This is a genomic window from Streptomyces sp. L2, from assembly GCF_004124325.1.
Lineage (GTDB): Bacteria > Actinomycetota > Actinomycetes > Streptomycetales > Streptomycetaceae > Streptomyces.
In genome coordinates, this window is record NZ_QBDT01000001.1 from 813,466 (window position 1) to 833,653 (window position 20,188).

14 protein-coding genes are annotated in these 20,188 nt (G+C 73.5%); 7 read left to right on the top strand and 7 right to left on the bottom strand.

All coding sequences use genetic code 11. The features are described from left to right. The first annotated feature begins 184 nt into the window (after positions 1-184). Positions 185-1,177: a DUF2510 domain-containing protein gene (locus DBP14_RS03635; protein WP_129305603.1), complete on the top strand. Its 993-nt coding sequence runs from the start codon at positions 185-187 to the stop codon at positions 1,175-1,177. A gap of 142 nt (positions 1,178-1,319) precedes the next feature. Here the strand turns inward: DBP14_RS03635 and DBP14_RS03640 are convergent, their stop codons facing one another. Beyond that, a complete protein-coding gene (locus tag DBP14_RS03640) occupies positions 1,320-1,934 on the bottom strand; it encodes a TetR/AcrR family transcriptional regulator (protein WP_129305604.1) in 615 nt (204 codons plus the stop codon). 285 nt (positions 1,935-2,219) lie between these two features. Here DBP14_RS03640 and DBP14_RS03645 point away from each other — a divergent pair, with 285 nt between their 5' ends. Next, positions 2,220-3,068 carry a phosphatase PAP2 family protein gene (locus DBP14_RS03645; RefSeq protein WP_129305605.1) on the top strand — a complete coding sequence of 283 codons (849 nt, stop codon included), beginning with the start codon at positions 2,220-2,222 and terminating at the stop codon, positions 3,066-3,068. Then, positions 3,065-4,039 (top strand): hypothetical protein, encoded by a 975-nt coding sequence (locus DBP14_RS03650; protein WP_129305606.1) that lies wholly within the window; start codon positions 3,065-3,067, stop codon positions 4,037-4,039. Before DBP14_RS03645 ends, DBP14_RS03650 begins: the two co-directional genes overlap by 4 nt. A 344-nt stretch (positions 4,040-4,383) precedes the next feature. Here DBP14_RS03650 and DBP14_RS03655 read toward each other — a convergent pair whose 3' ends face one another. Continuing rightward, positions 4,384-5,232, bottom strand: a complete 849-nt coding sequence (locus tag DBP14_RS03655; protein WP_129305607.1) for a phospholipid scramblase-related protein — start codon at positions 5,230-5,232, stop codon at positions 4,384-4,386. A 65-nt stretch (positions 5,233-5,297) separates the two neighbouring features. Further along, positions 5,298-7,346 carry a phospholipase C, phosphocholine-specific gene (locus DBP14_RS03660; protein ID WP_129305608.1) on the bottom strand — a complete coding sequence of 683 codons (2,049 nt, stop codon included), beginning with the start codon at positions 7,344-7,346 and terminating at the stop codon, positions 5,298-5,300. 399 nt (positions 7,347-7,745) lie between these two features. Between DBP14_RS03660 and DBP14_RS03670 the strand changes: the two genes are divergently transcribed. From DBP14_RS03670 to DBP14_RS03685, 4 genes are all read left to right on the top strand, one after another. Next, positions 7,746-11,744 carry a BTAD domain-containing putative transcriptional regulator gene (locus tag DBP14_RS03670; protein WP_241740789.1) on the top strand — a complete coding sequence of 1,333 codons (3,999 nt, stop codon included), beginning with the start codon at positions 7,746-7,748 and terminating at the stop codon, positions 11,742-11,744. Between the two features lie 97 nt (positions 11,745-11,841). Further along, on the top strand, positions 11,842-12,510 hold the full coding sequence (locus DBP14_RS03675; protein ID WP_129305609.1) for a M15 family metallopeptidase: 669 nt from the start codon (positions 11,842-11,844) through the stop codon (positions 12,508-12,510). Between the two features lie 53 nt (positions 12,511-12,563). Continuing rightward, positions 12,564-13,100 carry an RNA polymerase sigma factor gene (locus DBP14_RS03680; RefSeq protein WP_129305610.1) on the top strand — a complete coding sequence of 179 codons (537 nt, stop codon included), beginning with the start codon at positions 12,564-12,566 and terminating at the stop codon, positions 13,098-13,100. 135 nt (positions 13,101-13,235) lie between these two features. Next, a complete protein-coding gene (locus DBP14_RS03685; protein WP_129305611.1) occupies positions 13,236-14,408 on the top strand; it encodes an NlpC/P60 family protein in 1,173 nt (390 codons plus the stop codon). Positions 14,409-14,473: 65 nt separating this feature from the next. On the opposite strand, the gene DBP14_RS03690 is transcribed toward DBP14_RS03685, so the two are convergent. The 4 genes from DBP14_RS03690 to DBP14_RS03705 are packed head-to-tail and all read right to left on the bottom strand — an operon-like array spanning position 14,474 to position 20,188. After that, positions 14,474-16,654 carry a discoidin domain-containing protein gene (locus tag DBP14_RS03690; protein ID WP_129305612.1) on the bottom strand — a complete coding sequence of 727 codons (2,181 nt, stop codon included), beginning with the start codon at positions 16,652-16,654 and terminating at the stop codon, positions 14,474-14,476. A 59-nt stretch (positions 16,655-16,713) separates the two neighbouring features. Further along, positions 16,714-18,327 carry an alpha-amylase family glycosyl hydrolase gene (locus DBP14_RS03695; protein WP_129305613.1) on the bottom strand — a complete coding sequence of 538 codons (1,614 nt, stop codon included), beginning with the start codon at positions 18,325-18,327 and terminating at the stop codon, positions 16,714-16,716. A 35-nt stretch (positions 18,328-18,362) separates the two neighbouring features. Next, positions 18,363-19,238, bottom strand: coding sequence for a carbohydrate ABC transporter permease (locus DBP14_RS03700; protein ID WP_129305614.1), 876 nt, complete (start codon positions 19,236-19,238; stop codon positions 18,363-18,365). Continuing rightward, the gene (locus DBP14_RS03705) at positions 19,235-20,188 is read right to left on the bottom strand and encodes a sugar ABC transporter permease (RefSeq protein WP_129305615.1); all 954 of its coding nucleotides are present in this window, start codon (positions 20,186-20,188) and stop codon (positions 19,235-19,237) included. The genes DBP14_RS03700 and DBP14_RS03705 overlap by 4 nt, the downstream gene beginning before the upstream one ends.

Sequence of the window (20,188 nt, forward strand, 5' to 3'; positions counted from 1 at the left end):
GCTTCCCCCCACTGCCGGCACGGCAGGACCGGCAGGACCGGCGGACACGGCAGACCACCAGGCCCGGCAGGACTGGCAGACCCGGCGTGCGAGATCCCCGATTCGGGTGTGAAATGCCCTACTCCACGGCATTCGCTGCAGATCCTCTCATCCGACTTTCACCGATGCCTCATACGGTGGGGTCATGACGCAGGTGACTCCTCCCGGGTGGTACGCCGACCCCGGGCAGACGAATGACGGTCCGCCCACCGAGCGCTGGTGGGACGGCAAGGCCTGGACGGACCAGACGCGCCCCGCCGGGTCGGCCGCCGCCTGGGGTCCGCCGGGGCAGCCGCCGGCGTACGGCGCACCCGCGGCTCCGTCGGCCTACGGCGCGTACCCGGGGTACGGGTATCCCGCCCAGCCGCCCGCCGGGCCCCGGCGCGGCCTGCGGATCGGCATCGCCGTGGCCGCGGCGGTCGCGGTGCTGGCGAGCATCGGCGTCGGCGCGTACGCGCTCACCCACGACGACGGCGGCAAGGACCGGGCGACCTCGCGGCAGCAGCGGCCGGACGGTCCCGGTGGCGACTCGGGTGGCTCCGGCGGGGACTCGGGCGGGCCGGGCGGGGACTCCCCGTCGCCGGCGCCGTCCGAGGCGCCGAAGGTCAAGGGCGGCGGCACGGTGCAGGACCCGTTCAACGGCATCAGCATGCCCGTGCCGGAGGGCTGGACCGGGCAGACGATCAGGGGCGGCGCGGCGATCACCTCCGACCACGCCTACAAGTGCCCCGGCGCCGCCTCCCAGCAGTGCACTCCGGGCGGCGCCTACTCGGCGCCCGCCCTGGTGCTGGGCACGAAGGGCGACACGGCCGAGCAGGTCGCCAAGGCGGACGTCGCGGCCAACGCCAAGCAGTCCTACGGCGGCTCCGCCTACGGCGGCATCACCTCGCACCAGGTGCTGGCCGCCAAGCCGGTGACGGTGGCCGGGCAGAAGGGGTACCTGGTCCGCTGGAAGGCGGTCACCAGCAAGGGCGCCGACGGCTACGTCGAGTCGCTCGCGTTCCCCTCCCCCAACGACGCCAAGCAGATCGTCGTCGTCCGGTTCGGCGTGGACGTCGGACAGCCGCTGTCCGTGATCGACGACGTCACCAAGGGCATCAAGGTCTCGTCCGGCGGCGGGAACGGCCAGAGCGTCTGAGACACCTGGACGATGCGGCCGGGTGGGGCGCGCCTCCGCTCAAGGGGCGCCCCACCCGGCCGGGGGTGCGCGCCGCCCCCGTCCCCACGGTGCGGCGCGAGCAGGTCGCCGTCCAGTCATCCCGTGGACGGCGGCCTGGGTCTCAGGTCAGTCCGAGTGCGGGCAGCACGGTGGCCTCCACGAAGCGGACGAGGTAGTCGGAGTCGGCGTACTCGCCGGTGAGCACCGGGCGGACGCGCAGGACGCCGAACATCATGGCGGGGACGTACTCCAGCGCGGGGTGGCCGGCGGGCACCTCGCCCCGCTCGACGCCCCGGCCGAGGATCTCCTGGAGCGCGGCGATCTCCGGGGTGACCAGCGCGTCGCGCAGCGCCTGCGCCAGCTCGTGGTCCGCCGTGACGGCGTGCCCGAGCGCCTGCAGCAGCTTGGTGTCCTTGCCCGACCAGTCGCCGGCGGTCCGGGCGGCCTGGCGCAGGTCCTCGGCGAGGGAGCCGGTGTCGATCCCGCTGAAGCGCACCCGCCGGTTGGCGCGCAGCGCGGCGGCGACGAACTGCGGCTTGTTCCGCCACTGCCGGTAGAGCGTGGACTTGCTGCACCGGGTGGTGGCGGCGACGCCCTCCATGGTCACGGAGTCGTAGCCGCATTCGCGGATCTGCTCCAGCACGGCGTCGAAGAACTCCCGCTCACGCTCGGGCGTGATCTTGGAGCGGCGCGAGGCGGCGACCGTCTCCGGTCCGTCCGCGGCCTGCGACGTCATGCGCTCTCTCTCCCTCGATGTGGGCCCGCCCAAGCTGCGCGCTAGGGCTGTGGCCGACCCTCACTCCAGTGTGTCTCATGTCTATCGATACGCCAGTGTACCGGTACCGGATCGTATCGGTACACTGGCGTATCGGTACACTCTCGTATCGGTACTGGCGCGTATCGATGAGGCCGGGGGCCGTACCGATGAGTCCGGGCCGCAGCCCGGGTCTGTACACGGCACACCGCACATCGCATACCGCACACCGCCTATACGACCGACCGTCAGCGAAGGGGCCGGGGGATGAACGACCGAACCGCGCCTGTACCGGCGGGGCCGGCACCGGACGCGACCGCGCGACCGCCGCTCCTGCGTGAGTTCTTGCTGGTCGCCGGGCTCTTCCTGGTCTACAAACTCGGCCGGCAGCTGGCCACCGGGCACACCGCGGCCGCCTTCGGCGACGCGCGGGACGTGTGGCACCTCGAACGGGTCCTGCACCTGCCCCACGAGAACGCCGTGCAGACCGCGCTGCTGCACAGCAGCACCCTCGTGCACCTCGCGAACACCTACTACGCGACCGTCCACTTCCCGGCCACGCTGGCCTTCCTGGTCTGGCTCTATCTGCGCCGGCCCGCGCACTACGTGTGGGCCCGCCGGGTGCTCGCCGCGGTGACCGCCGCCGCGCTGGTGCTGCCGTTCACCTTTCCGCTGGCCCCGCCGCGCATGCTGACCGGCACCGGGCTGGTCGACACCGGCCGCCTCTACGGCCCCTCGGTCTACGGCCCGCCCGCCCGCGACCACCTCTCCAACCAGTTCGCCGCGATGCCCTCGCTGCACTTCGGCTGGGCGCTGATGCTGGCGATCGGCCTGATCGCGGCCACCCGGACCCGGTGGCGCTGGCTGTGGCTGCTGCACCCGCTGATCACGCTGGTGGTGATAGTGGGCACCGCGAACCACTACTGGCTCGACGCGTTCGTGGCGACGGCCATGCTCGGCCTGGCCCTGGCGGTCCTCCGCCCGCCGCACCGGACGGCCACCCCAGGCACGCCGGGCACGCCGGGCATCCCGGCCGCGTCGGACACCCCGGTCGACCTGGTGAAGTACGGCCGGCCCGTCCCGAAGCCGTCCGCCCTGGCCGGAGCGGGCCGATGAGCGGCGCGGCGCTGGTCGCGGTGGCGCTGTCCCTGGTCTCGGCCGTCGCCTACGCCGCCGCGGCCGTCGCCCAGGAGCGCCTGGCCTCCCGCGACTCGGGGGCGGGCGTACTGCGGTTGCTCGGCAGCGGCGCCTGGTGGTCGACGGTCGGGCTGAACGCGGCCGCCGCGCTGCTGCACGTCGTGGCCCTGAAGTACGGGCCGCTGACCGTCGTCCAGCCGCTGGGCGCACTCACTCTGGTCGCGGCCGTACCGCTGGGGGCGCGGGCCGCCGGACGGCGGGTCGGCGCGGCGGAATGGCGCGGTACGGCACTGACGCTGGCCGGGCTGGCCGCCCTGCTGGTCACCGCCTCCGGCCCGGCGCCCACGCGGGTGCTGAGCCTGCCCGAGGCGCTGGCCGTCGCCGGTACGACCGCCGCCCTGATCGGCGCGCTGTCCCGGCCCGGCGCCCGGCCGGGCCTGCGGCACGCCACGGCGTCCGGCTTCGCCTCGGGTGTCGCCTCCGCGCTCACCCAGACCCTGACGGTGGCGGTCACCGGCCGCTCGGGGACGCCGGGCGTCGAGGTGGTCGTGGTCGCGGTCCTCGTCGCCGCGTTCGCCGCCGGCGGCCTGCTGCTGTCCCAGACCGCCTACCGCGGCGGGCTCGGCGCCCCGCTGGCCGTCGTCACCCTGGCCAATCCGGTGGCCGCCGCGGTCATCGGGCTCTCCCTGCTCGGGCAGGGCCTGCGGGGCGGTGCCACCGGCGTGCTGCTGGCACTGGCCGGGGCCGCCCTGGCCGCCCGCGGCGTGGTCCTGCTGACCCGATCGGCGCCCGCACCCGTGCCCTCCCCCGGGCCGCTGCCCGGCGAGGAACACCCCGTCGCCGCGGTCCTGGCCCTGGCCCCGGACACGGCGACCGCCGAACCGTCACCCGTACCCAGGCAGCCGACACCGAGAACACCGTCGGAACCGGGCCGGCTCAGCACGCTCTAGTACCCCGGACAGGGGCACTGGCCGACCCGCAACCCGGCCCCGTCGGTCCCGCCGCCCGCAGCCCGCGGCCCCGGACCTCCAGGGCCGTCGGAGCCGGGACGGTTCAGCTCCAGCCCCAGGACAGGGGCACTGGCCGGCCCAGAAACCGGCCCCCTCGGTCCCGCGGCCCGCAGCCCGCGGCCCCGGACCTCCAGGGCCGTCGGAGCCGGGACGGTTCAGCCGCTCCAGTACCCCGAGAGGGCACCGTCCGGCAGGGCACTGGCCGACCCGGCACCCGGCCGCTTCGCCCCAGAGCCCCAAGACCCCAAGACCCCGCGGCCCCGCGGCCCCGCGGCCGCGGACCTCTAGCCCAGCCCCCGGGAGTCCTGCTTGAGGGCGGTGTCTACGGTCAAAGCCGTCGCCACCACGAGGCTCAGGAGCGGCTCGGGGAGTTGGTAGTGGATCTGCAGGACGTAGTTGTCCGCGGTGGTGAACAGCGTCTTGGCGAGGCCTTCCCAGGTCTTGGTGATCCGGGCGACCTCGTTGTCCGCGTGGTCGACGATCGCGAAGTTCCAGGCCCGCCAGTTCTCCGCCTTGATCGCGCCGACCTGCTGCCCGCCCGCGTTCATCGCGAAGTTGATCTTTCCGATCATGTTCTGCTGGACGATCTCACCGACCGGCGAGCCGTCCGGACGCGTCACGATCACCCGCGACTTCAGGAACTTCGCGGGCCGGGTGAGCACCAGCTGCGGCTGGCCGTAGGCGTCGCGGATCTCCAGCCTGTGCGTCATGAACTGGTCGAGGCTGGAGACGAAGCGCAGGACCTTCTTCAGCGCGCTCTGGCCGACCTCCACGACCGAACCGATCTCCCGGCCGCCCTGGTCCATGACCTTGTACTCGTTGGTCACCTCGATCAGCTTGGCCTTCTGGTTCACCACCAGGACCGGCTCGGTGAACAGGGTGCCGCCGCCGGGGCCGCCGGCGGCGACCCCGGCCTGCTGCTGGACCTGTCGCTGGACCTTGGGGTCGGCGCCCTGCTGCTGCGGGAAGGCCGCGGCGGGCTGCTGCGGAGCGGCCTGCGGCGGGACCTGCCCGGCGGCCTGGGCCGGGTTCGTGTGCGCGGTCCACTGCGCGCCGTCCCAGTAGCGGAGCGTGTCGGCCGCCCCGTGCGGGTCGGGGTACCAGCCTGCAGGAGTGTTCGATTGCGTGGTCACCGGGGCACACTACCCCGAGGTGACCGGTACCTGACCAGCCCGCACGGAGCCCTGTCCACAGGCCGTCACACCGTGGCGATGGCGGGGTCGCTGACCCCGGGCGCCCCGTTCTCCACGTGCCCGGCGAACGCGCGCAGGTAGGCCGGGTCCCCCTCGCAGGTGACCGTCAGGTCGTACCAGCGCCGGCTCGCCGCCAGGTCGACGGTCCGCCGCACGTTCGCGCCGGGCCGCACGGTCACGGTGACCGGGCTTCCACCGTAGCCGTCGGCGAGTGTCAGCCGCACGGTGCCGGATCCGTGCTGGGTGAAGGTGAGGGTGATGTCGTCGCCGGTGTGACGGGCGGTCACCTCGGGTCCGGCGACCTTGTTACGGCCCTTGAAGACGCGCAGGAAGCCGTTCGGACCGTGCGCGGCGAGGTCGTAGGAGCCGCCCGAGTAGACCGAGTTCCAGGTGTCGGCCAGGGACTTCCCGGCCTCCGTGGTGTAGGTCCAGGGGCCGTCGCCGCGGTTGCCGGACGTGACCAGGAAGGCCGCTCCCGCGCAGGGCCCGGAGGCGAAGGTGAGCGTGAACTTCCCGGCCGCCGTGTCCGCGGCGCCGTCCACGGCCGGGGCGTACCGGAGCGGGCGGGTGGGCCGGCTGCCGCGTTCCTGCCGGGGCAGGGCCGGGTGCGCGGGCGGCTTGGGCACGTAGTCGGGGTGGCGGTCGTGGTCCGGCGGGGCGTAGCCGGCCGTCGAGGGCAGCGCCACCGGGGCGGTGCTCCCGCGGGAGAAGTCGAACGCTGCGGTCAGGTCGCCGCACACGGCCCGCCGCCAGGGCGAGATGTTGGGTTCCGTCACGCCGAAGCGGCGCTCGATGAACCGGATGATCGAGGTGTGGTCGAGGGTCTCGGAGCACACGTAACCGCCCTTGCTCCAGGGCGAGACGACCAGCATCGGCACCCGCTGGCCGAGGCCGTAGGGGCCCGCGGTGTATCCGCCGCCGCCCGGGAACAGGTCGAGCGCGGGGTCGACGGTGGACCTGCCTCGGCCGGCGTCGGTCGGCGGGTGGGGCGGGACGACGTGGTCGAAGAAGCCGTCGTTCTCGTCGTAGGTGATCAGCAGCGCGGTCCTCGCCCATACGTCGGGGTCGGCGGTGAGGGCGTCCAGGACCTGGGAGACGTACCAGGCGCCGTAGTTGGCCGGCCAGTTGGGGTGCTCGGTGAAGGCTTCCGGGGCGACGACCCAGGAGACCTGCGGCAGCCGGCCCGCGCCGACGTCCGCCTTCAGCCGGTCGAAGAACCCCTCGCCCTTGCTCGCGTCGGTGCCGGTGCGCGCCTTGTCGTAGAGCGGGTCGCCGGGCCGGGCGTCGCGGTACTGGTTGAAGTAGAGCAGCGAGTTGTCGCCGTAGTTGCCGCGGTAGGCGTCGGCGATCCAGCCCCAGCCGCCGTTCGCGTCCAGTCCGTCGCCGATGTCCTGGTAGATCTTCCAGGAGACGCCGGCCGCCTCCAGGCGTTCGGGGTAGGTCGTCCAGCCGTAGCCCGCCTCGTCGTTGCCGAGGACCGGTCCGCCGCCCTTGCCGTCGTTGCCGGTGTATCCCGTCCACATGTAGTAGCGGTTGGGGTCGGTGGAGCCGATGAGCGAGCAGTGGTAGGCGTCGCACACGGTGAAGGCGTCCGCCAGGGCGTAGTGGAACGGGATGTCGTCGCGGGTCAGGTACGCCATCGTGGTCGGCGACTTGACCGGCACCCACTGGTCGTAGCGGCCGCCGTCGAACGCGGCGTGCCCGTCGTTCCAGCCGTGCGGGAGGTCCTGGATGAACGCCAGGCCGAGGTCGTCGGCGTCCGGGTGGAACGGCAGGACGTCCTTCGTGCCGTCGGACTGGTGCCAGACGGACCTGCCGTTCTGCGTGACCGGGCGCGGGTCGCCGAAGCCGCGGACGCCCCTCATCGTGCCGAAGTAGTGGTCGAAGGAACGGTTCTCCTGCATGAGGACGACGATGTGCTCGACGTCCTGGAGGGAGCCCGTGCGGTGGTGGGCGGGCAGAGCGGCGGCGCGCTGGATGCTGTTCGACAGCGCGGTGAACGCGGTGGTCGCGCCCGCGAGCTGGAGGAATCGGCGCCGGTTGACTTCGGGCATGCGTGGGGGTCCTCTCGTCGTGGCGTACGGAACAGCCGTCACCGGATGGCGTCCGATGACGGAATCTGCGCGCAGCGAGTGTTCCAAGAGCAGCAAACGTCAGGGAAGGGTCTGATGGCGCCAAGGTGAAAGTCGTGGATACGGGGGGAGTTGGGGCGGTGTGACGCCTTTGGCCGTATACACGTTCCGGTCGACGGCATACGGCACACCGGGTCATACGACGGCGCCCCCGGCCCCGTCCCACGTGTGGCACACCGGGCGTCGGCCGGGGTTGCCGGCCGCGCGGGCAGCGGGCCGGATCCGGACGGGACGACCCGGCTTCCGGCATGTCCCGGGGGTGTTCGCGGATATCGTTGTCGCCATCCGCTCGGCTGCGGACGGTACGGCGATCGGGGTTCGATGTTCGAGGTACGTCTGCTCGGGCCGGTGGAGGTGTGGGAGGGGAACCGGCGGGCACCGCTGGGCGGTTCGCGGCCTCTCGCCGTCCTCGGCGCCCTGGTCGTGCATCTCGGCGAGGTGGTGTCCACCGAGCGGCTCGTGGACCTCGTCTGGGACGAGCGGGCGCCGGCCACCGCGGGGGCGCTGGTCGCCACGCACGTCTCGGCGGCACGGCGCGCGCTGAACCGGATCGGCGTGGCCGACGTCATCCGCACCCGGCCGCGCGGCTACGTCGTCGACCTCGATCCGGGTCGCGTCGACGCCCGCCGCTTCGAGCAACTCCTCGCCGGCGCACGCCTGGAGGCCGCCGGCGGCCGCCCGGCCGACGCCGTGGACGTCCTGGCCGAGGCGCTCGGGCTGTGGCGCGGCCAGGAGGCCCTGGAGGGGCTCGGGCAGTCGTTCGCGCGGATCGAGTCGGCCCGGCTCGCGGAACTGCGCCTCGTCGCCCACGAGGAGTCGTTCGCGCTGCGGCTGGAGCTGGGCCGCGCGGACGAGACGATCGCCCCGCTGCTCGCCCACGTCGCCGCGCACCCGCTGCGGGAGCGCGCCCGCGGCCAGTTGATGACCGCGCTCTTCCGCACCGGCCGCCTCTCCGACGCCCTGCGCACCTACCAGGAGGGCCGCACACTCCTCCGCGACGAACTGGGCATCGACCCCGGCCCCGAACTACGCGCCCTGCACCAGGCATTGCTCACGAACGACACGGACCTGCCGGGTTCCCCGCCCGGCCGGTCTCCGGCGGCCGGGCGGGGCGGCGACGCCCCGTCCCCCGCACGCGGCCGGTCCACGCCCGCCGGCCCGAGGACGGGGCCTTGGACCGGCCCGAGGACAGGGACAGAGTGGGCAGAGACCGGCCAAGCCGGCCCGGCCCCAGGGCCGGGAGCAGGGTGGCACCAAGGCCCGAGCGCGGACGCGGGCGCCGACCCGCCCCCAGGCATTGGAGCAGGGGCCGACGTCGGGCCTGGCGCAGCCGCCGGACCGGGCGCGGGACGGCACCCCGATCCGGGCACCACGGCCGCGCGAGGGTGGGCCAGGCATGCGGGACGGGGCGCGAACACCGACCCGGGAGAGGGCCGGCACCACGACGCGCTTGCAGCGGGCGAGCCGGCCGAAGACGGCCACCACAGCACAGGTGCAGCGGGCAGGCCGGCCGAAGACGGCCACCACAGCACAGGTGCAGCGGGCGAGCCGGCCGAAGACGGCCACCACAGCACAGGTGCAGCGGGCGAGCCGGCCGAAGACGGCCACCACAGCACAGGTGCAGCGGGCGAGCCGGCCGAAGACGGCCACCACAGCGCAGGTGCGGCGGGCGGGCCGGAAGAAGGCTGGCACCACGACACGGGCACGGCGGGCGGGCACGGGCCGGACCAGCTTCCCGGCCGGGGGCCGGACCGGTTCCCCGGACAGGCGCCGGGCCGGGTTCCCGGACAGCGGCCGGATCGACATTCCGGACAACCTCCAGAGCGGTATTCCGGGCAGGGGCAGGGCCCGTATCCCGGGCAGGGCGGTGCCGGGGCCGCAGGGCCGGGGTCCGGCGTCCCCATCGCGGGGGCCGCAGGGCCGGGGTCCGGCGGGCCGTTCGCCGGGGCTGGGGACGCCCCCGCCCAGGCCCACGCGGGTGCCGGGCCCGGGGAGGGGCACCGGGGCGTGCCTGCCGGGGCCCCCGTCGCCGGTGTCGTGCCCGGGCCGCGCACGGAGCCCGTGCCCTCTCATCTGCCGCCCGACATCGCCGACTTCGTGGGGCGGGCCGAGCAGGCCGCGTGGGCGGTCGGGGTGTTGCGGGGGGCGGGCGGTGCCGGGCGGACCGCGCCGCCGATCGGGGTGATCTCCGGGCGGTCCGGCACCGGCAAGACCGCGCTCGCCGTGCACGTGGGCCACCGCACCGCCGAACTCTTCCCGGACGGGCGCCTGTTCATCGACCTGCGGGCCGCCGACGCCACCCCGCTGCAGCCCGCCGACGCGCTTGCCCGGCTGCTGCGGGCCATGGGCGCGGGGCCCCGGACGCTGCCCGCCGGCCTGGAGGAGCTGACCGGACTGTACCGCACCCACATCGGGCACCGCCGGGTGCTGCTCATCCTGGACAACGCGGCCGGCGAGGCGCACGTACGACCGCTGCTGCCACCCGGGCCCGGCTCGGCCGTGCTCGTCACCAGCAGGCGCCGGCTGGTGGCGCTGGAGGGCGCCGCGCACCTGGATCTCGCCGTGCCCGACGAGCGGGACGCGCTGGAACTGCTGAGGCGCGTGGCCGGAAACGAGCGGACGGGCGCCGAGCCGGACCAGGCCGCCGAGATCGTCGCCCTGTGCGGCCGGCTGCCCCTCGCGGTGCGCATCGCGGGGGCCCGGCTCGCCGCCCGCCCGCACTGGCCGCCGGGCCGGCTCGCCGGCCGGCTGCGCGACGAGCGCCGCCGCCTCAACGAACTCAGCGCCGGCGACCTGGAACTGCGCTCCAGCCTGGAACTCGGCTACCAGGACCTCGCCCCGCCCGAGCGGCGGGCACTGCGCCGGCTGGCCCTGCTGGACCTGCCCGACTTCGCCGCGTGGGTGGCCGCCCCGCTCCTCGACATCGGCACCGACGACGCCGAGGAGGCCGTCGAACGGCTGGTGGACTGCCACTTCATCGACGTCCTCGGCGTCGACGGGACCGGCCGGACCCGCTATCGCATCCACGACCTGGCCCGCGAACACGCCCGGGAGCGCTGCCTGTCCGAGGAGGGCGCCGAGGAACGGGCGGCGGCCGTGCTGCGCCTGGTGGCCTGCTGGCTGGACCTCGCCAGGAAGGCCGCCGCCCGCGGTCCGGGCGGTGCGGCCCGGCACTTCCCGGAGCCGGCCGCCGTACGCGCCCTCGACCCGGAGACCGAGGAGTCGCTGCTGGCGCGGCCGGCGGCCTGGTTCGCCGCCGAGCAGGCCGGCCTGCTCGCCGCCGCCGTCCACTGCGCCGACCACCAGCACGTGCGCGCCGCCCGAGATCTCGCGGGGGCGCTGATGGCCGGCTCGGCCGCCCTCTACAACCGGTTCGACGCCTGGTCCCGCTCCCACACCGCAGCCATGACGGCGGTCCGCCGCGGCGGCGACACCCAGGGCGAGGCCTGGCTCCTCAGCGGCCTCGGCCAGCTCCGCTACGAGCAGGACGACTTCGACGCCTCGTACGCCTACTTCGCCGACGCGCTCCGCCTGTTCGAGGAGCCCCCCGGCACACCGGCCGGCGCGGCCCGCGCCCTCGCCGGCATGGGCACCGCCCGGCGCGAACAGGCGCGGTACGACGAGGCGTCGGCGCTCCTGCGGGCCTCGCTGGAGCACTACGGCCCCGCCGGCGGCGTCGACGACAGCGGCGCCCGGGCGCGGGTGCTGTACGGCCTGGGGTACGTGCACCGCGAGCAGGGCCGTACGGAAGCCGCCCGGCAGGCGCTCACCGAGGCCCTGGAGCTGTACCGCGCGGCGGCCGACCGGCACGGCGAGGGCCTCACCCTGCGCTCGCTGGCCCTGTGCCACCGCGCGGAGGACGAACACGCCGAGGCCGAGCGGGTGTTGGGGCAGGTGTTGGAGATCTTCGGCGAGCTGCAGGACACCTTCGGGACGATGTACACCGAGCAGTCGCTGGCCAAGGTGGAGCTGCGCACGGGCCGTCCCGGCCGGGCCAGCGAACGGCTCGGCCGCTGTCTGGAGGTGGCCCGGGAGCGGCGGGACCGGTTCGGCGAGGCACTGGTGCTGCGCACCCTCGGCGAGGCGCACCTCGCGGACGGCGACCCGGCCGGGGCCCGCGAGCCCCTGGAACGGGCGCTGGCGCTCTGGGAGGAGCTGCGGCTGCCCCTGTGGCGGGCGCGGACCCTGTGGGACATGGCTCAGGCGCGGGCGGCATCCGGCGAGGAAGAGGAGGAGGAAGAGGCGGCGCGCGGGGACCGGGCGGAGGCGCTGGCGGTGTTCCGTGCCCTGGGCTGCAGGGAGGCCATGGAGCGCGGCTGACCCGCTTGCGGAGGCCCCCTTGTACAGAACCTCTTGCACAGAACCGCTTGCAGAGAACCTGCAGAGGCTTTGCAGGGACCGGCGCCACTCTGGTCCTGTGACGGACATCATCACGCTCTCCGACCCGCGGGTCGCCCAGGTCACCGAGCAGGAGTGCGGTGAACCCCTGGTCGACCTGCGCACCACGACACCCGAACTGCGCCTGGATCCGCGCCAGGCCGACGACACCGGCGCCTACGCCCATCTCAGGTCCGGCGCGCTGCGCCGCCTGGTGCACGCCCAGCGGCTGCTGCCGGCCGGGGTGCGCTTCCTGGTGGTGGAGGGGTACCGGCCGCCGGACCTCCAGCGGCGCTACTTCGACAGCTACGCGGCGGCCCTGCGCGCGACCCGCCCGGACGCCGGCCCCGGCCTGATCCGCGAACTCGCGAGCGCCTACATCTCCCCGCCGGAGGTGGCCCCGCACGTCAGCGGCGGAGCGGTGGACCTGACGCTGTGCGCCGAGGACGGCACGGAGCTGCCGCTGGGCACCGAGGTCAACGCGACCCCGGAGGAGAGCGCGGGCGCCTGCCGCACCTCGGCCCCCGGCCTCGACGCCGAGGCCCGCGCCAACCGGGCCCTGATGGACCGGGCCCTGACCGCGGCCGGGTTCGTCAACTACCCGACGGAGTGGTGGCACTGGTCGTACGGCGACCGGTACTGGGCCCTGCTCAGCGACGCCCCGGCCGCCCGCTACGGCCCGGCCGCCCCACCCGCCCGGGCCGCCTGACCACACCGGCAGGAGCGGCAAGAGCACCAGGACACCGACCCGGGGGAACCTTCATGAAGACGAGCGGTGGCGCCTGCCCAGGCCCCGCTTCCCGTACCGCCGGCCACGTCGGACCGGACCAGTTCGACGCGGCCTTCACCGCCGACATGCCGCGACTGCGCAGACGCCTGCTCGCGCTGACCGGCGATCCGCACGACGCCGACGACCTGCTGCAGGAGACGTATCTGCGGCTCTCCCGGCGGGCCCGCGGCCAGGGGCTGACGCCGCAGCGGCACCCGTACGCCTACACCTGCGCCGTCGCCCTCAATCTGCTGCGCGACTCCTGGCTGCACCCCTCCCGGCGGGAACGGGCCACGGACCGGCTGCCGGAGGCGGGCTGGGACGGCGGGCTCGGCTCGTACGAGGCCGGCGCCACGGCTCTCGCGCTGCTGAGGCTGCTCTCCCCCAAGGAGGCGGCCGCGGTGATCCTCGTGGACTTGGAGGGGCTGAGCCACGACTCCGCCGGTGAGCGCCTCGGCGCGCACCGCGGCACGGTGCAGCGCAACAGGATGCGCGCACTGGCGAAGATGCGGGCCGCGCTCCTGCCGTAGATTCCGGTGCCGCGCCCCTACGGGGGTGGGGCGCGGCACCGGTGACGGCATCGCGGCCGCGGGGTCCGGTGCCGTGAGCAGACCCCCCACCGCCCCGGTCCGCACCGTGAGGTGACGGGCCGTAGACGACGAAGGATGTGTCCCGTGCAGATCAGTACGACCCGCCGCCCCGCCGGCCGGGTACTCGCGACGACGCTGGCGGCGGCCCTGGCCGCCTTCCTGCCCACGGCCGCGCACGCGGTCACGGCGCCGCACGCCGGCGCCGCCGTCCAGGACGCGGCCTGCGGGGCGCTCGCCCCGGGCGCCTCGGCGACCGCGAAGGCCGCGGTGGACGCGGCCTGTTCGCAGATCGGCGTCTGGTACAGCTGGGGCGGCGGCCACGGCGCCACACCCGGCGCCACCTACGGCTACTACGACGGCTCCGATCCGGACAGCCTCCACGACAACGAGCGCAAGGGCTTCGACTGCTCGGGCCTGATGCGCTACGCGTACTACCGGGCCACCGGCAAGGACCTGCTGAACGGCACGGCCGACGACCAGTTCCACAGCTCCCACGCCGCGGCCCGCTTCTCCGCCGGCCAGGGCACCGGTCCGCTGGTGCCCGGCGACCTCATGTTCTGGGGCAGCGGCCACATCCACCACGTCGCCATGTACCTGGGCGCGGGGAAGATGGTGGAGGCGTACGAGTCCGGCACGCACATCCGGGTCACCGGGGTGCGCACGGGCGGGGACTACGCGGGCGCGATCCGGGTGAACCCGCAGGGCAGTCCCACTCCCCCGCCGGCCGACGGCGGTACGGTCTTCGAGACCTGGGGGACGAGCGTGCGCACGCACTCCTCGCCGAGCGTGCACGCGTCCGTGCGGGACACCTTCTCCGGTCCCACGCAGGTCTCCGTGCAGTGCCAGGAGCACGCGGAGACGGTGACCGCGGAGGGCTACACCAACGACATCTGGGCCAAGCTGGCCGACGGCTCCTGGCTGACCAACATCTACATCAAGGGCCCGGCTCAGCTGCCCGGCGTGCCGGACTGCGGCGGCAGCAGCGCGCCGCCGCCGAGCGGGGGCAGCAAGGCGTTCCAGACGTGGGGCACCGGGGTGCGCACGCACAGCCAACCGAACGTCAACGCCTCGGTGGTGAACTACTTCGCCCAGCCGACCACGGTCAACGTGGTCTGCCAGGCGCACGCCCAGGAGGTGACGGCCGACGGCTACACCAACGACGCCTGGGCGAAGCTGACCAACGGCTCGTGGCTGACCAACATCTACATCAAGGGCGGCGCCTGGCTGGCGGGCGTGCCCTCCTGCTGACGCGCCACGACCCGGGGCCCGCGCCGCGTCCGGCGGGGCCCCGGGAAGGGACGGTGCAGGCGGGGTCAGGAGCCGAGGTATGCCTCCACCTCACTGAACTGCCCGGTCGGCCAGCCCGAGTTGGCGCTGACGGTGAGCCGCAGATAGCGCAGGTTCGCGCTGTCGGGCAGGGTCACGGTCGCGGTGTTGCCGGTGGCCGGGTCGAAGCGGTAGTCGTGGGAGGCGACCACCGTCGAGTACGCCGAGCCGTCGGTGCTGCCGAGGACGGTGATGGTCTGCGTGCGGGCGCCCCAGGCCGGGGACGGGGGCAGCTTCAGCACGAGCCGGCGGACCGCGTACGACGAGCCGAGGTCGACCGTCCAGGACTGCGGGAAGGCGTGGTTCGCCGACTCCCAGTAGCTGTTCGCGTCGCCGTCGACCGCTTTGCCGGGGGTGTATACGTCCTGGGAGCCGGTCGCGGTGGCGGGGCGGCCCTTGGCGAGGTTGCGGCCGGGGTCGGGTTCGGGGTTGCCCTGGCCGGGCTGCGGCCAGGTGGTGCAGTCCGCCCAGGTGCTCGACCAGCCGGAGTTGCCGCCGCCGTCGGCGAGGGTGAAGGCCCCGGAGTTCGCCGGGTAGGGGCAGTTGTAGATCCCGGCGGAGCCGGTCTGGGTGGCGGTGACTTCCTTGAACGTGGCCGCGCCCTGTGCCTCGGCCTGTACGACGACGGTTCCGGTGTTCCTCACCGTGGCGCCGGTGACGTCGACGTTCCGGACGGGGTAGCCGCGTCCGCCGCCGGAGACGAACTCGAAGGCGCTGTACGGGCTGTCGGTGATCGTGGTGTCGGTGATGTTCACGGAGGCGTCGATGGCGCTGTCGTAGGAGTCGACGCGCAGGGCGCCCATCGGGTGGTTCCAGTTGGGGTTCATGGCGCCGGTGCGCACGAGGGTGTTGCCGTCGACGGTGATGGTGCCGGCGAGGGGGTGGAAGGGGTCGAGGAACTTCTGGTTGGAGATCGCGATGCCGCTGCCGAGGGCGTTGGTGTCGGAGACCAGGTTGTCCTTGACGGTGATGTCGGTTCCGCCGTAGATGGCGATGCCGTTGGCCAGGTTGGGCTGGGTGACGGTGTTGTTCTCGAAGCTGGAGTCGGTGTCGGGGGCGTACAGCGACCACATGGCGAGGGCGTCGTCGCCCTGGTTGCGCAGGAAGTTGTCGCGGACGCGGACGCCCTTGGCGGTGCCGTTGAGGTTGATGCCGTCGGCGGTGGTGTCGAGGAAGCGGCTGTTCTCCACAACGAGGTTGTCGTTGTCGCCCATCAGCCACATACCGCACTTCATGTGCTGGATCCACATGCCGGAGACGGAGGAGTCCGGGCCGAGGGAGCCGTTGACGAAGTTGTCGGGGTTGGAGTCGACGCGTTCGGTGACCTCGCCCATGACGGCGAAGTCCTTGAGGTGGACGTGGCCGGAGGAGCTGGACTGGTCGATGAACCGGGAGGTGTGCACGACCGAGTGCCAGCTGCCGGCGCCCTGGAGCGTGACGTTCTGCACGCCGTTCAGCGAGGAGGTGATGCGGTAGTCGCCTGGCGGGATCCAGACGGTGCCGCCCTGGGCCGCCGCGACGGCGTCGCGGAAGGCCTGGGTGGAGTCGCCGTTGCCGCTGGGGTCGGCGCCCTTGGAGACGACGGACACCGAGCCGGCGGGCTGGGTGGCGGCCGGGGCGACCTGTTCGAAGTCGGCGACGTCCACGGTGACCTGGGTGCCGGTGGCCACGACGGCGACCGTGTCGCCGGCCTGGACGTCCCGGCCGAGGAGCAGCCGGGAGTCGTCGAAGAAGTGGTGCGTCTTGGAGCCCGGGATCCAGCCGGTGTCGATGTAGGAGTACTTGGAGGTGACCGGGAGGGTCTTGGTGAGCTTCGTGCCGTTGACGTACACGTCCAGCGAACCGGACTGGCCGTCGGGGACGCTGTAGGAGAGGTTCACCGCGTTGGCGGCGCGCGGCACGGTGAACTCCACGCGCTGCCCGGCGGACAGCCGTACGGCCTGCCGGCCGGAGGCCTCCGAGGCGAGGGTCCCTTGGGTGTAGTCGGGGCCGATCTTCGTGCCGGTGGTGGCCGCCGACTCGGCCTCGACGGAGGTGAACGGGAGGGTGGCGCCCGCGGCGGCGTGCGCGGCGGGGGCCAGGGCGACGAGCGTGCCGGCGGCGAGGGCGACGACCGCCCCGATCGCTGGCATGCGCCTGACATGTCTGGCGGTGCTGCTGCTGTGCATGTGCCGATCCCTTCGTAGTGGGGGTGCGTGGGATGGAACAGCCGGGGGGCGCCGGCGGCTCAGGCGGCGAGCCAGGCCGCCGTGTCCTGCGGCAGCCGGCCCGCGTCGTCGAGCGGGCCGCTGGTGAGCAGGAGCCGGGAGTGCGGGGGCAGGCCGGCGGGCGTGGCGGCGAGGTTGACCACGCACAGCGCGCCCTTTGCGCGGGAGAAGGCGAGGACGCCGTCGGGGGCGGGGAGCCAGGTCAGGGGGGCGTCGCCGAAGAAGGGGCGGGCGGCGATCGCCCGGCGGTAGAGGGTGAGCATGGAGTCGGCGTCGTCCTGCTGACGGTCGACCGCATACGATGCCCAGTCGACCGGCTGCGGCAGCCACGGTTCCTCGCGGGACCCGAATCCCGCGTACGGCAGACCGGCGGCCCAGGGCAGCGGCACCCGGCAGCCGTCCCGGCCCGGGTCGGCGCCCGCCGAACGGAAGTACATCGGATCCTGTATGCGGTCCACCGGGATGTCCGCCTCCGGCAGCCCCAGCTCCTCCCCCTGGTACAGGTACACGGCGCCGGGCAGCGCCAGCGACAGCAGGGCCGCCGCCCGCGCCCGGCGGGTGCCGAGGGCCAGGTCCGTCGGGGTGCCGAAGGCCTTGGTGGTGAAGTCGAAGGCGGTGTCCTCGCGGCCGTACCGGGTCACCGTGCGCGTCACGTCGTGGTTGCACAGCACCCAGGTGGCGGGGGCGCCCACGGGGGCGTGTTCGGCGAGGGTCGTGTCGACGGCGATGCGCAGCCGTGCCGCGTCCCAGGGGCAGGACAGGAAGGAGAAGTTGAACGCGGTGTGGAGTTCGTCGGGGCGCAGGTAGCGGGCGAAGCGCTCGGGGTCGGGCAGCCAGACCTCGCCGACGAAGACCCCGTCGTGGTCGTCGGCCACGCGCCGCCAGGAGCGGTAGATGTCGTGCAGTTCGTCGCGGTCGACGAACGGGTGCGGGCGTGGATCCGGCCGGCCGGCCAGGTCGGGGAGGGCCGGGTCCTTGGCAAGGAGGGCCGCCGAGTCGATGCGTACGCCCGCGACGCCTCGCTCGAACCAGAAGCGCAGGATGTCCTCGTGCTCCTGGCGCACGGCCGGGTGGGCCCAGTTGAGGTCCGGCTGTTCGGGGGTGAACAGGTGCAGGTACCAGTCGCCGTCGGGGAGCCGCGTCCACACGGGTTCGGTGGAGCCGGCGAACTGCGACGGCCAGTCGTTGGGCGGGAGTTCGCCGTTCTCGCCGCGTCCGGGCCGGAAGTGGAACAGTTCCCGCTCCGGGCTGCCGGGGCCGGCGGCGAGGGCGCCCCGGAACCAGGGGTGCTGGTCGGAGACGTGGTTGGGCACGATGTCGACGATGGTGCGGATGCCCAGCTCGCGGGCCTCGGCGATGAGCTTCTCCGCCTCGGCGAGGGTGCCGAACGCCGGGTCGATGGCACGGTAGTCGGCGACGTCGTAGCCGCCGTCCTTCAGCGGTGACAGGTACCAGGGGGTGAACCACAGGGCTTCCACACCGAGTTCGGCGAGGTAGGGCAGCCGGGCGCGGACCCCGGCGAGGTCGCCGGTGCCGTCGCCGTCGCCGTCCGCGAAGCTGCGGACGTACACCTGGTAGATGACGGCGGACCGCCACCAGTCACGGTCTTTTCGGGCAGGGGTGGGCTGTCCCACTGAGCTTGACCTTTCTGACGAGACGGGCGGCGGCGTCAGCCCTTGGTGCTGCCCGCGCTGATCCCGGCGATGATGTGGCGCTGGAAGACGAGGAACAGGGCCACCATCGGGATGCTGGCGATCACCATCGCGGCGATGAGCACGGTGAGCTGGATGTTCTGCGACAGCTGGACGAGGGCCACGCTGATCGGCTGCTTGCCGGTGTCGGAGAAGACCATCAGCGGCCACAGGAAGTCCTGCCACACGGCGACCAGGGCGAAGATCGACACCACGCCGAGGACGGGCCGGGACATCGGCAGGACCACCGACCACAGCACCCGGAGCTTTCCGGCGCCGTCGATCTCGGCGGCCTCCAGGACGTCGCGGGGCAGTTGGTCGAAGAACCGCTTGAGCAGATAGAGGTTGAAGGCGTTGGCGACGGCCGGCAGCCAGATGCCGAGGGGGTCGTTGAGCAGGCTGGTGTGGATCAGCGGCAGGTCGGCGACCGTCAGGTACTTGGGTACGACGAGGGCCTGCGCCGGCACCATCAGGGTGGCGAGGATGCCGCCGAGGATCACGGACCCGAAGGCCGGTTTCAGCTTGGACAGGGCGTAGGCGGCGGCCGTGCAGAACACCAGCTGGAACGCCCATGCGCCGGCCGCCTGCACCACCGTGTTCCACAGGTGCCCGGGGAGCTGCATCAGGTCCCAGGCGTCGGTGTAGCCGGTGAGGTGCCAGTGCCGCGGGACGAGGGTGGGCGGGGTCCGGGCGACCTCGTCCGGGGACTTCATCGCACCGGTCACCATCCAGTACACGGGGAAGAGGAAGGCGAGCGCGAAGAGCACGACGACGGTGGTGAACACGGTCCAGTAGACGGCCTTGCCGCGCGGGCGGGCCAGGGTGGCCGGGGAGATGAGGGTGCGGGTGCTCATGCGTCCCCCTCGGTGCGGGTGAGCCGCAGGTAGCCGGCGGAGAAGACGCCGAGCAGCACGAGCAGCATGACGCTGAGCGCGCAGGCGCCGCCGAAGTCGTCGTAGAGGAAGGCGTACTTGTAGATGAGGTAGAGGATGGTGACGGTGGCGTTCTCGGGTCCGCCGCCGGTGATGACGAACGGCTCGGTGAACACCTGCATGGTGGCGATGATCTGAAGGAGCATCAGCATCAGGATCACGAACCGGGTCTGCGGGACCGTGACGTGCCGGACGCGCTGGAGCAGGTTCGCGCCGTCCAGTTCGGCGGCCTCGTAGAGCTCGCCGGGGATGGACTGCAGGGCGGCCAGGTAGATCAGGACGGTGCCGCCCATGTTGGCCCAGGTGGCGACGATCACCAGGGAGATCAGCGCCGTGTCCGTGCCGTTGGACCAGTTCGAGGTGGGCAGTTGGAGGAAGCGGAGCGTCTCGTTGGCGAGGCCGGCGCCGGGGTCGTAGAACCACTTCCACAGCAGGGCGCTGACCACGGGCGGGATCATGACGGGCAGGTAGACCACGACCCGGAAGAACGCCTTGGCGTGGCGCAGTTCGTTGAGGACGAGGGCGAGGACGAAGGGCACGGCGAAGCCGAGGAGCAGCGCGAGCAGGGTGAAGGTGAGGGTGTTGCGCCAGGCAGCGGAGAACTCGGGGTCGTGCCAGACGCGGGTGAAGTTGGCCGTGCCGACCCATTGGGGGTCCGCGCCCGGGGTGTACTTCTGGAAGGCGATGACGACCGCGCGGATCGCGGGGTACCAGGAGAACAGGGCGAAGCAGATCAGGCCGCCGAGGAGGAAGCCGTAGGCGCGCAGCTGGTCGAGGAGGCGGCGCCGCCCCCGGCCCCCTCGTGGGGGCGGCGCCGCGGCCGTGTGGGCGGCGGCCCGCTGGACGGGCCGCCGCGTGGCCGTCTTGGTCAT